Origin of the sequence: Psychromonas sp. MME1, from assembly GCF_041080865.1 — a bacterium.
Taxonomy (GTDB): Bacteria; Pseudomonadota; Gammaproteobacteria; order Enterobacterales; family Psychromonadaceae; genus Psychromonas.
In genome coordinates, this window is sequence record NZ_CP160906.1 from 2,188,398 (window position 1) to 2,203,976 (window position 15,579).

The following is a 15,579-nucleotide window of genomic DNA, read 5'->3' on the forward strand; positions in this document are numbered from 1 at the left end:
GTAGATTTACATAAAAATACAAATAAATTTTACATATTTGCAACATTATAGCGCTATAGTATAAATAATTAATTTTATTAGAGAATTAGATGCAATGAAAATCCCGGCCATTTTTATATCTTTATTGCTACCCATAACAGACGTGTTCGCGTGTCATGTGAATATTTTTGCCAATGAAAATATGAAACCGAAAGTCTACTTAGAAAATGGCCAAGCTAAGGGGATTTTGATTGATATGATGGATTACATCGGTGCAGATATAAACTGCAAATTCAGCTATCATTTATCCTCATGGGCACGCGCCTATAAAAATATGCTTGATAGAAAAGGAGGGGTAATTGGTCTTTCATTTACTCATGCTCGAGAGCAGCTTATTGATTATTCAGACGTGATGTATAATGAAGATATTTTGTTAGTAAGCCACATCAACTCACCGCTTAATTACAAAAATATCAATGATTTAAGTGAAAAAAAATTGGCTGCATCACGCAGTGCAATGTATAGCGATGAATTTGAACAGGCGATAAAAGATAATGTATTCACTTTTATCGCTGATAATGGCAATCCCGCTCACCGCTTAAAATTGGTCGCTAAAGAGCGCATCGATCTCGCTATTATTAGCCCTGGCTTGCATGCCTTTAATAGTGTCTTTGATGATAATCCAGAGATGCTTAGCCTGAAAAGGCTGCTTTATATCTCACCCCAAAAATTTTTTGTCAATCCTAACTACTTGGGCTTCTCTAAACAAAGTAATCACAAAGCATTCCTTAAAAAATTTAATCAATCAATGAAAAAAGCACGTGAAAATGGGGTGTTTAAAGCGATTGAGAAAAAATATTTATATTAATCCACCCAATTTGACTATGCTAGCCTATCCATATCACCTGTAATGTAGCAGCCCTTAAACATGATAAAGAATCAAAAAAAAGCGATACTCTTTGCATTGACGGCAGTGTTAATGTGGTCCACTGTTGCTAGCGCTTTTAAGCTTACCCTCGCTTACTTTTCTCCCATACAGATGCTACTTGTCTCCTCAAGCACCACCATTTTGGCATTGACTTGTATCTGTTATCTACAAAATAAACTCCATCTGGTTAAACATTACTTCTTAAAGAGGCCCTTTTACTATTTAACCCTGGGTTTAATTAATCCATTTCTTTACTACTTGATCCTATTTGCTGCTTACGATTTATTGCCTGCACAACAAGCGCAAACGCTAAATTACACATGGGCAATAACCTTGAGCATTTTAGCAGTTCCTTTTCTCGGGCAAAAATTACATAAAAAAGATATTGCAGCAATTCTACTTGGCTACTTTGGCGCGATGATTATCGCCACCAGAGGTGAGTTATTAAGTTTAAATTTCAGCAGCCCACTAGGGGTCTTTCTTGCACTGTTTAGTACGCTATTATGGGCCATGTATTGGATTTTAAATAGTAAAAATAGCGCAGATCCTATTGTATCGTTACTACTCTCTTTTGTACTTGCTCTACCAGTAATTATCATTGCTACCCCGTTAATGAGTGATTTTATCATGCCAGATTGGCAAGGATGGATAGGTGCTATTTATATTGGTTTATTTGAAATGGGTTTTGCTTTCGTGGCATGGTTAACGGCGTTGCGTTATGCACAAAATACAGCGCAAATAAGTAACTTAATTTTCATATCTCCCTTTATTTCTTTGTTATTACTAAATTGGATAATTAAAGAGCCCATCTATCCTGCAACCATTGTTGGCTTACTATTTATTATCAGCGGATTGCTGATTCAACAAATAAAAAGTAACAAATCAAGGTAACTTTCACCTCAATCAGATAACGCTATCAAACTCAATAATCTAGGCTAAATAAGTCTGGAGCCGTCTCTAATAGCAATCGGAATAAAGAGAGCAACAAATAAATTATAAATAACTCACAAAAAGTTAACATTTAAACACACCATGAGTATTACAATATAGCTATTGTTTAGCAGCGACTATATTATTTTTCAGCAACACCTATCCCCCACCCACTATATTAATATAAGTAAAGAAGGTAATTAAACGGATAATGCAAAATATCAGATATGTTAAAAAATCTTTGCTGATGACCGCCCTATCAAGCACTCTCTTTCAACCTCTTTATGCAGCTGGGTTTCAGCTAAATGCCCAGTCTGCAACGGGATTAGGACGCGCTTTTGCCGGTGATGCTGTAATTGCCGATAACGCTTCGGTTATGGCAAGAAACGCCGCGGCAATGATGTTATTTAAAAAAACATCACTCTCCTTGGGCTTAAATTTGATAAAGACGGATATTCAAGTAAAAGATGCAACGTATAACCAACAACATATCATTGCTCCCGGTGTTGGTTACCGAGATAGCGCTGACTATAACAATGCCGGTGATACTTCATACGCACCGAATATCCATTTAATCGTACCTATTGATGAAAGGTTTGCAGTCGGCGTTAATCTTTACTCAAACTTTGGCACAAAGACTGAGTTTAATAATACTTTTGTCGCTTCTGAATACGGAGGACACACTGAACTTAAAACGATCAATTTAGGACTAAGTGGCGCTTACCGTTTAAATAGTCAATGGAGCTTTGGCGCAGGATTAGATGTCATATATGGCGAAGGCAAACTGAAACGTAATCTCAACGTATACTCACCCATCGATGGTTCTATCTTGCAATCCAAAAAAGTACTAGATGCGGATATTGAGGGTGTCGGTTTGGGGTTTAATATTGGCACTGTATTTGAACTCGATGAAAATAACCGTTTCGGTTTATCCTATCGTTACAGCCCCAGAGTTCATGGCAAGGGGGATGTTAGCTATAATGGAGCTGAACAGCACAATGATACCGTCTATGTACCCTTACCGGATATGGCTGAATTTTCTGGTTATCACCATATTCCACAAACACAATTTGCCGTCCACTATAGCGTGCAATGGATAGGTTGGTCTGCCTTCGATACGCTAGATTCAAAAGAGTTTGCGACAATTAATAATTATGAGTGGCAAGATGCCATGCATTTTTCCTTAGGCGCAACCTATTACTTAAACAGTAAATGGACACTACGTAGCGGCTATATGTACGATCAGAGCGCACAAAATAAAGTCACATCAGTCTCTGTACCGGACTCAGATTGCCAATGGTTCTCAGCAGGTGTTAGCTACCATATTGATGAGAACGCAAATGTTGATTTTGGTGCAACTTACTTACTGGGTAAAGACGTCAAGGTAAATGAATCAACGGAAAGTGACGGTGTAGAAATATCTGACTTACATGCAACGACGCATGCCAATGCAATACTACTCGCGCTACAATATAGCCAGCAATTTTAACTAAAATCAAAAATAGAGTGAGGTTGATTTATCGTTATCAACCTCGCATCCCCTCGTGTCACAACACGCTCTAACACCTGAGCGAGCACCTGACAAATATTATGGTCATTACAATCTTATTGCTGACAATTTTGACGTTTGACAGGGGTTATAGAAAGTTTGGCAATCTCTTTTTGTAAATCTTCAATTCGAGTGGAATGAGATGGATGTGTTGAGAGTAACTCAGGGGGTTGGTCCCCCCCGAAGCCGCTGCCATATTTTTCCATAACTCCACACTCTGCTGCGGATCAAACCCGGCTGCAGCCATTAAACGTAAACCAAGAATATCAGACTCAGACTCCTGTGCTCGACCATAGGGCATAAGAATCCCATATTGAGCCCCTAGCCCAAGTCCGGCCATCGCCATGCCTTGATATTCACTTCCGCTCATTGCGGCGCTAGAAAGTTGTAACCCCATATCGACTACCTGACTTTGAGATAGCCTTTCGTTACCGTGATTAGCAAGGACATGAGCAATTTCATGGCCAATGACCGTGGCCAACTGATCTTGATTTTTAGCTACATTAAGAAGACCCGTATATACACCTATTTTCCCCCCTGGTAATGCAAAAGCATTAACTTGTTCACTATCGAATACCACCACCTCCCACTCGTTAAAATCTTTGGGTGCAGGCAACGTGCGGGTAATTGCGTAGCTAACACATTGTACATACTTATTTATTTTAGGATCGCTCTCAATCTTCTCCTGTTTTTTTAACTCAGAGAATGATTGTGCTCCAAGTTGTGACATATCGTTACCAGAAAACAGTAAAACTTGCTGCCGCCCCGTCGGAGAACTAGAGCATGCCGCCACTCCTAATATTACCGCAAGTAACGAAAATTTAAATAGAGGACGCAATGGGCGCATAGGGGGACTCCTTCCATAAGTATTGTAAAATAAGTATTGATCCTATTCGCTATTATAACTATTTAATAAATAAAAAACACAAATCGCCTAATTCAATTATAATCCACTCCATTTCGTGACGCAGCCATAGTAAAAAATTTGAACTAATATGATTTGTAAACAAATAACGTTCACTGGGAATATTATATGGCTCATGTTATCCAGCTCACCATAAAATAATTTTTATAAACGAGGAACTCATACTATGAAAAAACGCCTATTCGCTTGCATTGCTTTAGTTATCGCAGGAGGCTTGTTTATCACAGCTTGCTCTGAAAACAGTGATAAACAAGTCATCAATGTGCCTATTTCTTCATTAGATGATTTATATACCTTATTTGATAAATACCAATACACCGATCAGCAATGGACTGAGGGAAATCATGAAATCCCTAGAATGACATTTGCAGGCGTTGGAGAAAAATGGGCTGAAAGCTCAAAAAACCTACCAGTACAAACGAAAAAAATGGTCTTTTTTCGCCTTATGGCACCACTTGCATTGATGGCCAACGAACAAATTTTAGCTGAACGAAAAATAGTCAAAACGAGTCCATTAAACTCAGAAAAACTAAGAGATCTCGCATTAAAATATAAAGTGATTGACGATCAAACAAAACAGATCGATGAAAATGCGCGTAAAACATTATTAAAACGCGTTGATATCCTACCGCCCTCCCTCGTGCTGGCACAAGCCGCTGAAGAGAGTGGTTGGGCAACATCTCGTTTTACCCTAGAGGGCAATGCCTTTTTTGGTCAATGGGATTTTACCGGTAAAGGGATGAAGCCCCTGGCACAAAGAAGCGAGCTGGGGAATTATGGTGTGGCACGTTTTGATAGCCCACTCGCTTCCGTTGAGGCTTATATGCTAAATGTTAACAGCAATAATGCTTATCAAAGCTTACGCACTTTACGCAGTAAATTACGCGCTGAAAAAAAATCGATCACAGGTTACCTCTTAGCGGGTACGCTGCATAACTACTGGAACGTGGGCAAGCATATATTGACGGGATACGAGCTATGATAAGCCATAACAAACTGCAACAAATTGATAAAGCCCATCTAGCTAAAGAGCCACTTATCCATTTAATTAACGAATAGGTCATCTATTATAATAAACGCGCCCCATGGCGACAAATAGAAGCGTACTAAAGTACGCTTCTTTACCTCTTTATTTACCGTTATTTAATGCACCATTAAAACGCACAAAAGCGGCCTCTAAATCGGCAATTAAATCATCAACATTTTCAAGGCCAATATGCAAACGAATAAGAGGTTTACTGCTATCCCATTGTGTTGCACTACGCAATTTATCAATGCCAAACACACCTAAAATAAGACTTTCATAACCTCCCCATGAAAACCCCATTTTAAAGTGTTTCATATTCTCAACAAAAGCGGTCACAGCCCGTTGATTTCCCTCTTTTAAAATAAAAGAAAATAACCCATTCGAAGCACTAAAATCACGTTTAAAGAATTCATGTCCTGGGCAACTAGGAAAAGCGGGGTGACGAAGACTATCGACCTCTGGTCGTTCAGCTAACCAGTTAGCGACCTGCAGTGCATTTTTTTCATGTTGCGCCATACGCACAGCCAGTGTGCGTAAACCGCGACTAGCTAGATACACATCATCAGGAGAAGTACATTGCCCTTGCAAATAGCTATTCTCACGAAGTTGATCCCAACATTTTTCATTGGCAGTGGCTGTACCTATCATCACATCAGAATGCCCAACAATGTACTTAGTTGCAGCTTGAATTGATATATCAACCCCCATATCAAAGGGGCGAGAATTGATAGGTGATGCCCAGGTATTATCTAACATCACAACCATATCGTGATCATGTGCAATCGCACTTAATGTCGGTACATCTTGCACTTCCATGGTAATTGAGCCCGGAGATTCCAAAAATAACACCTTGGTGTTCTCTTTTATTAAATCAACGATACCCGCACCAATCAATGGATCATAATAGGTTGTTTCAATACCAAATCCGGCTAATAAATTGTCACATAACGCACGAGTCGGTTCATAAACACTATCAACCATTAATAGATGATCACCAGACTTTAAAAAACTCAATAATGACGCACTGATTGCTGCACTGCCCGATGGGTAGAGTGCAGTTCCCACCCCGCCTTCGAGTTCAGAAATTGCAGCCTGGAAGGCAAAGTGAGTTGGCCCACCGCGACGTCCGTAAAAAGGTTCACCATTGGCACGATTTTTAGCCGCGTAATTCATCTCTTCCATGCTTGCAAATAAAATAGTTGAAGCTCTAAATACAGGCGGATTCACAGCCCCATTGGTCCATTTTTTATCGCGGCCTAGACTCACTATTTTTGTCTCTTTTTCCATTTTATTCTTCCACCTTTAAATATTGCTAACATCGCGTTATTTAGTAAAAACATGTTACCATTTAAATAATCGATGAACAGTATAAGGCCTAACTATGCGTTTTCAATCAGAGTTTTCACTCAACCGCGAACATCTGCAAGAGTGCTATGATGAATCTTTACCATTTAGCAAAAATAAGACGCCACGATATAAATTTATGGCACTACTCATTGCTGCGGCTATTGCCATTTTTATTTTCACTGATGATGAAGATATATTAGGCTACTTTCTCTTAGCATTGGTCATAGTAGAGTGGTTTAGCTTTCGCTATCGACGAGCGTGGTGGCTTACTAGACAGGTATGGAGCAGAAATTCAGGCAATACTATCCATTTAATTATTGATGATAAAGGCATTGAAATAAAAAGTGTATACAATAACAGTCAACTGCTTTGGGGAGATATTGCTAACGTTGAAGAGACAAGCAAAGGATTACTGTTAATAGCTAACAATGGGGGAAGCCATTATATTTCCAAAAGCACAATCAGTGAACAGGCAAAAGCGTTCATTATTGAACATACTCAGCCTGAACATTAATCATCAAAATCCGCTAAGGTCATCATAGCGTGGACGCTATAAGCTGGTGTTTGATAGGGATGCTCAGCAATCAACGCCTGTAAAACGTTTTTTATTGATGCCTTAGCACAAACCATTTCGACTTTATACTCCGCGACACACTCTAACTGATCAATGTTCCCCAAAAACGGGGAGCTAGCGGAGAGCGGTCTAAATTGACCAGTACCTAAAGTTTGCCAAGCACAACAATCATAATGGCCTATTTTTCCAGCCCCAGCCTTAAAAAGCGCGCTTTTAACTTGCTCAAGATGAGTGCTAGGCACATAAAAAATAAGTTGATACAAACAATTCCCCTACATAAACAATTTCATTTAATATGAGAGAGAGTAAACCAACACCATACTACAGGTTAATAAAATGAACAAAACCTGAGATACCTTCTAAAAGCATCTGTATACCAATAACAGCAAGAATCAATCCCATTAAACGAGTGGCAATACTTAACCCACCTTTACCAAGAACAGCGACAATTCTGGCACTAAACATAAAACAGACAAAGGTTATCAAACAAAGCACGGCAAACATGGCAATCGTCAGCCCAACTTCAGTCATCCCCTTTGAAGCTGCAAAATTCATCGCTGTCGCTATTGTTCCTGGCCCCGCTAAAAGAGGTACAGCCAGCGGTGAAATAGCAATATCATCATCTTCATCGGCTGACTCTGAATCATGCATTTTAGAATTACTACCTTGTAACATATGATAACCAATCAAGAAGACCAAAATACCTCCGGCAATTCGTAAGGCTGGCATAGTGATCCCAAAAAGATGGAAGATAGCCTTACCAAGGGCAGCAAATGCAACAATCACTAAAAAGGCAACAAACAACGACTTGATCGCTATTTTAATCTGTTCGGGGCGATTTCGTTCCGCCACCAAACCTGCAAAAATCGCAGTGTTGGCAATTGGATTCATAATTGCAAAAAAACCCAAAAAAACCGTCACCGCATGGTTTATAAAATCACTCATCATTTTTCCTCTAATAAAAAGTTCACAGTTAAAAACTATAATAGTAACAAAAAAAAAAGCCAAATAATCAATACCCTAAAAAAACTTACCGACTTCCCACATGCTAACCATTCTGGTGCAATTCGATTAAAAATCATTAACCGTGGTGCATCTATCTATACTAAAAAACCACAAAACAAAGCAACACACTGATATTAAAGAAAATAAATAAGTGGCATCAGATTTGCTATTAACCCAACAAGAGAGTGTTAAATAATTGTTACGCATTTATTAATTAAATTGATGGGCAATGAAATGAATAAGACAGATAGAGAAAATCATCAACATCAAAGTAATTCTATTTTGCTGGTGGAGGAGCAGTTCACGCATCACTCTATTTTGAAACAGACGCTAGAAAATTCTGGATATGTTATTTGTAAGCACCTTCATGGGGAAACGACTCTTTATGAGGAGATCAGTAAATATGAACCCGATTTACTACTCCTCAACATTGTTCAGCCTAGCCAAAAAACATTACATGAACTGGCAAAAATACATCAATTAGCGCCATTAAACGTAATTATTTTTGCTGAAAAAGATTGCCCCCTATCAATGCAAGCATCAATAAAAGCAGGCGTCAGTAGTTATATCGTCGATAAGGTGCCAGCTGATCGCCTCAATAGCATCATCTCAGTGGCACAACAACGATTTGTAGAACATCAAGCACTGCGTGAAGCATTAGAGCAGGCCAAGACAGAGCTGATAACACGAAAATTATTAGAACAAGCAAAAGGATTACTTATGCAACAAAAAAACATATCAGAGCAGCAAGCAGATGAAAACTTACGCCAAATGGCAATAGATAATGGGCAATCCTTAGCGGTTATTGCGCATAACGTTATTGAAGTCAGCGGTCTGTTACAGATAAAAATAAAGCACTAGGAGGTGACAATATAAAAATAAGAACATTCGCCACAATACTATTAATCATACAACATTAAATAAGAATAAAAGGACTTTACTATGAGTGGGACAAAACCGATTAAATCTGTATTTAAGAAATTAATCATAAGCTTTGCAATTTCAGCTTCGCTGATTGCTACTGCGCAAAGTCAAAAGCTAGGCATGCCAGAAAAAGATGAACTAAAATTCGGCTTCATCAAGCTCACCGATATGGCGCCTATCGCCATCGCCTATGAAAAGGGGTACTTTGAAGATGAGGGGCTATACGTCACTATCGAAGCGCAAGCTAACTGGAAGGTTTTACTCAACGGCTTAATTGATGGCACTCTAGATGGCGCACATATGCTAGCAGGACAACCCCTTGCTGCAACGATGGGATATGGCACTCAAGCAGACATTATTACGCCCTTCTCCATCAATATAAACGGTAATGCGATTACCGTATCGAATGACATTTGGGCTCAAATGAAACCTCATATCCCCAAGCAAGCTGATGGGAAGCCCGTTCATCCGATAAAAGCCGATGCATTAAAGCCTGTCGTCGATGCTTACAAAGCACAGGGTAAACCCTTTAATATGGGTATGGTTTTTCCCGTTTCTACGCATAACTACGAACTACGTTATTGGTTAGCAGCTGGTGGCATTAATCCCGGATACTATGCTCCCCACAAAGGCGATACAAGTGGCCACATTAGTGCCGATGCAATCCTTTCTGTGACGCCACCACCACAGATGCCTTCCACTTTAGAAGCGGGCACAATATACGGCTACTGCGTCGGTGAACCTTGGAATCAACAAGCGGTATTCAAAGGTATTGGCGTACCCGTTGTTACCGATTATGAGATATGGAAAAACAATCCCGAAAAGGTGTTTGGCGTAACGGCTGAATTTGCTAAAAAATATCCGAATACCACCATTCGCTTAACCCGAGCACTGATCAGAGCGGCGATTTGGTTAGATGATAACAATAATGCTAATCGCCCTGAAGCGGTCAAAATATTATCGCAGTCAAATTACGTGGGGGCTGATTATGATGTTATCGCTAACAGCATGACAGGGACGTTTGAATATGAAAAAGGAGATAAACGCTCAGTACCAGATTTCAATGTATTCTTCCGCTATAACGCAACCTACCCCTACTATTCCGATGCAATTTGGTATCTAACACAAATGCGTCGCTGGGGACAAATTTCAGAGGCAAAAAGCGACCAATGGTATAAGGATTTAGCGAAAAAAGTTTATCGTCCTGATATATACCAATTAGCAGCACAATCATTAATTGAGGAGAAGTTAGCCGATGCAAAAGACTTTCCTGACTTTAAAACAGAAACCGGTTTTAGAGCACCACAAACACACTTTATTGACAATTTAGTTTATGACGGCAATACACCAAATGCTTACATAGATTCTTTTAAAATTGGTCTTAAAAAAGATAACAAACTGTAATTTCAGCAAAATAACAGCAAATCAGTTAGACCAACCGCTTAACAAATGTTGGTCTAACCAAAAGGATGATTTATTATGACAATTAGCTCACTGACCAATAAATTAGTCACAGCGACATCTTCTAGCGCTAATCTACAACGCCTATTTAAGTCTGTTTGTCAGTTACTACTTCTGCCATTTTTAGGTATTACGATATTTTTACTACTATGGACAATTACAGCCAAAAACATTCACACATCATTGGGCGATTTTCCTGGCCCAACGGCTGTTTTACAACAATTTCAGACATTATACGATGAGCATCAAACGGAAAGAGAAAAAGCACAAAAGTTCTACCAACGCCAAGAGGTACGCAATAATGCCAGAATAGCCAAAGATCCAAGCTATCAAGCAAAGGATCGAAAATACACGGGTAAAGAGACTTTTTTCGATCAAATCGTCACCAGTTTAATTACCGTGAGTAGTGGCTTTTTACTCGCAGCAATTATTGCAATTCCATTAGGTATTGCAATGGGATTAAGTAAAAACTTAAACTCAGCGGTCAACCCTATTATACAAATATTTAAGCCTGTATCACCGCTTGCATGGTTACCGTTGGTGACGATGGTGGTCAGTGCGCTGTATATTTCCGATGATCCCATGTTATCAAAATCATTTCTCAACTCAATGATGACGGTAACATTATGTAGTTTGTGGCCAATGGTCATTAACACTTCGATTGGTGTATCTACACTAGATCAAGATTTAAAAAATGTCAGCCGTGTATTGCGTCTACCGATGCACAAACATATTCAAAAAATTGTCCTACCCGCTTCAATACCAATGATCTTTACCGGCATGCGTTTATCCTTTGGCGTTGCTTGGATGGTACTTATTGCCGCCGAAATGTTGGCACAAAATCCAGGGCTAGGAAAGTTTGTCTGGGACGAATTCCAAAATGGCAGTTCAAATTCATTAGCCCGTATTATGGCGGCGGTCATTGTCATTGGATTCATTGGTTTTATTCTCGATAGAGGCATGTTGCAATTACAACGTATGGCATCTTGGGATAAATCGACGGTCACCGTTTAACGCATTCACATTAAGGATAATAATAATGAAAGCATTTCTTGATATTAGCCATATTGATATGGTTTTCCCAACACCGACTGGCGATTTCACAGCCCTTAAGGATGTTGATTTACAAATAAAAAAAGGAGAGTTTGTCTCATTAATTGGCCATTCTGGCTGTGGAAAATCCACGGTACTAAATGTCGTCGCAGGTCTTTATCAAGCATCTAAAGGTGGCATCATACTCAATGGTCGAGAAGTGAGGGAACCGGGACCGGAACGCGCAGTGGTTTTTCAAAATCACTCGCTGTTGCCTTGGTTAACAGCATATCAAAATGTTGAATTAGCGGTTAATGAGGTTTTTGCCGGAAAAATGAACAAGTCTGAAAAACGCGAGTGGATAGAGCATAACCTCAAACTAGTACATATGGATCATGCTATGGATAAGCGCCCGAGTGAAATATCCGGAGGCATGAAGCAACGAGTAGGTATTGCTCGCGCGCTAGCAATGCAACCCGAAGTGTTACTTATGGATGAACCCTTCGGCGCATTAGACGCACTAACAAGGGCGCACATGCAAGATTCTCTAATGGAAATTCAAAATGAACTCAATAATACGGTAATAATGATAACCCATGATGTTGATGAAGCAGTGCTGCTCTCAGACCGGATCATCATGATGAGCAATGGGCCTGCGGCAACGGTTGGTGAAATATTGCAAGTTGAATTGGAACGCCCAAGAGACAGACTGAGCCTTTCTAAGGACGCCGAATACAACCGACTGCGCTCTGAGGTATTAACCTTCCTATACGAGAAACAACGTAAAGTCGAAATGATCAAACCAGCAACGGTAAAAAAAGCGGCAATAAATAGCGCAACGGCTTAAACAATTAAGTGATAAACAAGGTTAGCATTCTAGTTAGAGTTGCCGTTAAATGTCACTCGCTTACTTGCGCAGCAAAATGCAGCACAAAACAAACCTTCTCTTACCATTAGGGGATGATACCAATCTGGATAATATTGTAGTCATAGCTTGTTAAGGAAAAGAGAGAGAGCAAGGCGCATGATTGAGTAATAGCAGACTATTACGATTGAATGCAACCCAGCTACTTATTATTCTAACCAATAAGCTCGAACAGTTACGCAGATTGGTATTCATATTGACGATGTCACAGACCAACGCAGCTTATTTATAGTCGATGATGGAGATTGCCATGTCATTCATTAATATAGCCATATTGTTATTGCTAATTTTTAGCGTCACTTTCCTGCCCCTTTTTCTTCACCAAAGAAAAATAAAGGAAAATCAAAAACAACGTTATTTACAGGGGCTGCTCTGGTTAAAAACCTTTAAAGCGTTATTGACTAATATCCAACAGCACAGAGGCTTAACCATGGGCTATTTACATGGAGACAGCTCATTATTACCGCGCATAAATATCATTAAGGAAGCGATAAATAAACAGATAAAAGAGATAAATATTAAAAAGGGATGGGTCAGCGACAATCAAATTTGGAACGGCATAAATGATCACTGGTTACGTCTTTCCATTAATTATACAAAATATGAAAGCTCTCATAACTTTAGACAACATGGCAACTTAATTATTAATATACTTAATCTTATAGAAGAGTGCGCAGATAATCATCATTTACAGGAACTGCTGACCAGTGATAAAGATAACGCCAACTTTCTCTGGTCACAATTACTGACCACGGCAGAACATATCGGACAAGTTCGAGCAATCGGAACCAGCATCGCAGCGGCTAAAATTTACTCCCCCTCTCAAAAAATAAAGCTTAATTATCTACAAAACTGCATCGATAAATTTTTAACACAGCAAAACCATGCGCTCAATACACAATTGTTAAAAGAACTTTTACAGACAATCAATAGGAAAATATTAAGTGAAAGAGTGGACATATCCGCTGAAGCCTTTTTTAATTTGGCGACCTCAGCATTAGATATAGTATTGGATAAATTTGATATTTATATCGATGAACTACAAACAGGCATTAGCACAAAAAAACAGAGCCCTAAATCACCTCAAGATGCTTCATCAGCCATTAGTTCGGAGACAAGAGCAAGAGGTCACTATAGATAAGCGTTAATCACTTACAACATAGGGCTATTGCTCTTGCTGACTATGCACCTTGACGTAGCAAAGGTAAAATGGCCATCAATAACAAATTAACCACGTTTAGCCGCGATTGCCCGTAATGCCTGTTTCTCAGAAACAGATAAAAAAGCCAATTCCAACCCATTGACCTGCGCTTGACGAATCGCGCCCTCAGATAACCCTACTTTACTAGATGCTATGTGGTACTCATGCGCTAACTCAATACCTTCGACAGCGGGATCATCGGTATTTAAACAAGCTCGCACCCCCTGCTGTAAAAAATGATGGATGGGGTGATCGGCAAAACTTTTTACCGTACTTGTTTGTATGTTCGAAGTGATACAGGATTCAATACCTATTTGCTGCGTCGCTAAGTACTCCATCAAACGGAGATCTTCGATCGCCTTAACACCATGGCCTATTCGCGTCGCCCCCAATTCAGTAATCGCTTGCCAAATACTGGCAGCACCAGCGGCTTCACCGGCATGCACGGTAACCTGTAAGCCAGCATCGCGAACACGACGAAAATGTTGAGTGAACAAATCCCCCGGCTGTCCAAGTTCATCCCCCGCCAAATCGATGGCTACTAACTTATCTTTTTGTGTTAACAACGCATCGAGTTCTTGCTGGCAAGCATGTTGACCGAAGGTACGACTTAAAATCCCAATTAAATTGGCCTTTACAGAAAAATCTCGACACCGGCCTGCACACCATCGACAACGGCTTCAACAACACCGGCAAGGGGCAAGTTATGTTTAAGCGCCATATAATAAGGCGAAAAACGCAATTCAGCATAATCAATTTGCGCATTTTTTATATCTTCAACATTTTCATAGGCAACACGACGACACGCATCTAAGTCACCTAATACCGCTACCCCCCAATCCAATTTTGCAAGAAATCCAAGTAAATCGGGCTGAGTTTCAACAATTTGAACATGAGGACGAAGCGCCTCAATAGTATTTGCAGGCAACGCTAATGCAAAGTGCTGTCCCAACTCCAAAATGGTATTAATACGAATATTGCCATCTAAATGGCGATGTAAATCGGTTAACGGCAGTGTTTTAGTAATCATTATTCTATCTCCCTGAAAGCGAAATGCTACTTACAGTATAGGGAGTACCGACTGCGCATGTCTCTAGTAAAAATAACTAATCGGTTACTTTTAACAGGAGTGAAGCATATTCATTACAAAATCTGTTGTTATTCAATAACAGGGGTTAATTGTGCTAAAAAATCAGCCAAATTTTCCGCCAAAACAGCTTCCTGCCCTTTACCAAGTGTCTCTAACTGTACTTGCCCTGTTTCATTTAAAATAGAGATGATCTGCATCTCATCACTACAACTGGCAATAAACATCGACGCTGGTTTTTTTAACCGTTTTTGCATCATAAAATGAGCAATCATATTCTCCTGTAATAACCTAAAATCCTCTTCATTCCAAACTTGAATTAATTGAATGGGATGACCATCAAAGGTACAGGGTAACTCCCCCGCATAGACGCTACAAAAGAAAACGCTGATCGTAGGATGAAGCTCGATACCCAGTGCTTCTTCGATATTATGCAAATCCGTATTTGTGTCACGCTTAACCGCTGCCCAAGAGATATAACCGTTCTGCTCTTCGCCGACTTCACAGGGTGATCGCCATTGTTCATCAAAGGGCAATTGAGGAAGACACTTTTTTTCACTTTGCCAAAGCGCTTTTTGACGATCTAAAAGTGCCAATAATTGTTGCTCAGTTGGAGTATTCATTGCTCGAATATTTCTATAGTTTGTTTACAATGGCATTATTGTATACTCAAACTCAATTTAAT

At 39.6% G+C, this 15,579-nt stretch carries 14 protein-coding genes and 2 pseudogenes; 10 read left to right on the top strand and 6 right to left on the bottom strand.

The genetic code is table 11. The annotated features are described in order from the left end of the window. Nucleotides 1–94: 94 nt before the first annotated feature. The 3 genes from AB2N10_RS10005 (at nucleotide 95) to AB2N10_RS10015 (ending at nucleotide 3,326) form a co-directional block, all read left to right on the top strand. Entirely contained in the window at nucleotides 95–847 is a 753-nt protein-coding gene (locus AB2N10_RS10005; RefSeq protein ID WP_369433788.1) for a substrate-binding periplasmic protein, read from the top strand. Between the two features lie 60 nt (nucleotides 848–907). Further along, the gene (locus tag AB2N10_RS10010) at nucleotides 908–1,798 is read left to right on the top strand and encodes a DMT family transporter (RefSeq protein ID WP_354623791.1); all 891 of its coding nucleotides are present in this window, start codon (nucleotides 908–910) and stop codon (nucleotides 1,796–1,798) included. 250 nt (nucleotides 1,799–2,048) lie between these two features. Further along, nucleotides 2,049–3,326: an outer membrane protein transport protein gene (locus AB2N10_RS10015; protein ID WP_369433789.1), complete on the top strand. Its 1,278-nt coding sequence runs from the start codon at nucleotides 2,049–2,051 to the stop codon at nucleotides 3,324–3,326. Between the two features lie 116 nt (nucleotides 3,327–3,442). Here AB2N10_RS10015 and AB2N10_RS10020 read toward each other — a convergent pair. Beyond that, nucleotides 3,443–4,233 (bottom strand): annotated as a pseudogene (locus tag AB2N10_RS10020) (M48 family metallopeptidase). 244 nt (nucleotides 4,234–4,477) lie between these two features. On the opposite strand from AB2N10_RS10020, the gene AB2N10_RS10025 reads away from it, so the two are divergent. After that, nucleotides 4,478–5,293, top strand: a complete 816-nt coding sequence (locus AB2N10_RS10025; protein WP_369433790.1) for a glucosaminidase domain-containing protein — start codon at nucleotides 4,478–4,480, stop codon at nucleotides 5,291–5,293. A 147-nt stretch (nucleotides 5,294–5,440) separates the two neighbouring features. Here the strand turns inward: AB2N10_RS10025 and AB2N10_RS10030 are convergent, their stop codons facing one another. Continuing rightward, nucleotides 5,441–6,625, bottom strand: coding sequence for a cystathionine beta-lyase (locus AB2N10_RS10030; protein ID WP_369433791.1), 1,185 nt, complete (start codon nucleotides 6,623–6,625; stop codon nucleotides 5,441–5,443). Nucleotides 6,626–6,719: 94 nt separating this feature from the next. Between AB2N10_RS10030 and AB2N10_RS10035 the strand changes: the two genes are divergently transcribed. Continuing rightward, on the top strand, nucleotides 6,720–7,199 hold the full coding sequence (locus tag AB2N10_RS10035; RefSeq protein ID WP_354623786.1) for a YcxB family protein: 480 nt from the start codon (nucleotides 6,720–6,722) through the stop codon (nucleotides 7,197–7,199). Here the strand turns inward: AB2N10_RS10035 and AB2N10_RS10040 are convergent. Next, a complete protein-coding gene (locus AB2N10_RS10040; protein WP_354623784.1) occupies nucleotides 7,196–7,522 on the bottom strand; it encodes an NGG1p interacting factor NIF3 in 327 nt (108 codons plus the stop codon). The genes AB2N10_RS10035 and AB2N10_RS10040 overlap by 4 nt on opposite strands. Nucleotides 7,523–7,580: 58 nt before the next feature. Continuing rightward, the gene (locus AB2N10_RS10045) at nucleotides 7,581–8,204 is read right to left on the bottom strand and encodes a MarC family protein (protein ID WP_369434668.1); all 624 of its coding nucleotides are present in this window, start codon (nucleotides 8,202–8,204) and stop codon (nucleotides 7,581–7,583) included. Between the two features lie 294 nt (nucleotides 8,205–8,498). Between AB2N10_RS10045 and AB2N10_RS10050 the strand changes: the two genes are divergently transcribed. The 5 genes from AB2N10_RS10050 to AB2N10_RS10070 all read left to right on the top strand — a co-directional run bounded on the left by AB2N10_RS10050 (nucleotide 8,499) and on the right by AB2N10_RS10070 (nucleotide 13,747). Beyond that, nucleotides 8,499–9,125, top strand: coding sequence for an ANTAR domain-containing protein (locus AB2N10_RS10050; RefSeq protein ID WP_354623781.1), 627 nt, complete (start codon nucleotides 8,499–8,501; stop codon nucleotides 9,123–9,125). A gap of 81 nt (nucleotides 9,126–9,206) precedes the next feature. Then, nucleotides 9,207–10,592, top strand: a complete 1,386-nt coding sequence (locus AB2N10_RS10055) for a CmpA/NrtA family ABC transporter substrate-binding protein (protein WP_369433792.1) — start codon at nucleotides 9,207–9,209, stop codon at nucleotides 10,590–10,592. Nucleotides 10,593–10,667: 75 nt separating this feature from the next. Continuing rightward, the gene (locus AB2N10_RS10060; protein ID WP_354623777.1) at nucleotides 10,668–11,663 is read left to right on the top strand and encodes an ABC transporter permease; all 996 of its coding nucleotides are present in this window, start codon (nucleotides 10,668–10,670) and stop codon (nucleotides 11,661–11,663) included. A 25-nt stretch (nucleotides 11,664–11,688) separates the two neighbouring features. Then, nucleotides 11,689–12,528, top strand: a complete 840-nt coding sequence (locus AB2N10_RS10065; protein WP_354623775.1) for an ABC transporter ATP-binding protein — start codon at nucleotides 11,689–11,691, stop codon at nucleotides 12,526–12,528. 328 nt (nucleotides 12,529–12,856) lie between these two features. Continuing rightward, the gene (locus AB2N10_RS10070; RefSeq protein ID WP_354623773.1) at nucleotides 12,857–13,747 is read left to right on the top strand and encodes a hypothetical protein; all 891 of its coding nucleotides are present in this window, start codon (nucleotides 12,857–12,859) and stop codon (nucleotides 13,745–13,747) included. 86 nt (nucleotides 13,748–13,833) lie between these two features. Here the strand turns inward: AB2N10_RS10070 and add are convergent. Together add and syd are read right to left on the bottom strand one after the other, a co-directional pair. After that, nucleotides 13,834–14,837 (bottom strand): annotated as a pseudogene (gene add, locus AB2N10_RS10075) (adenosine deaminase). Between the two features lie 128 nt (nucleotides 14,838–14,965). Beyond that, a complete protein-coding gene (gene syd, locus AB2N10_RS10080) occupies nucleotides 14,966–15,517 on the bottom strand; it encodes a SecY-interacting protein (protein WP_354623769.1) in 552 nt (183 codons plus the stop codon). Nucleotides 15,518–15,579: the final 62 nt, after the last annotated feature.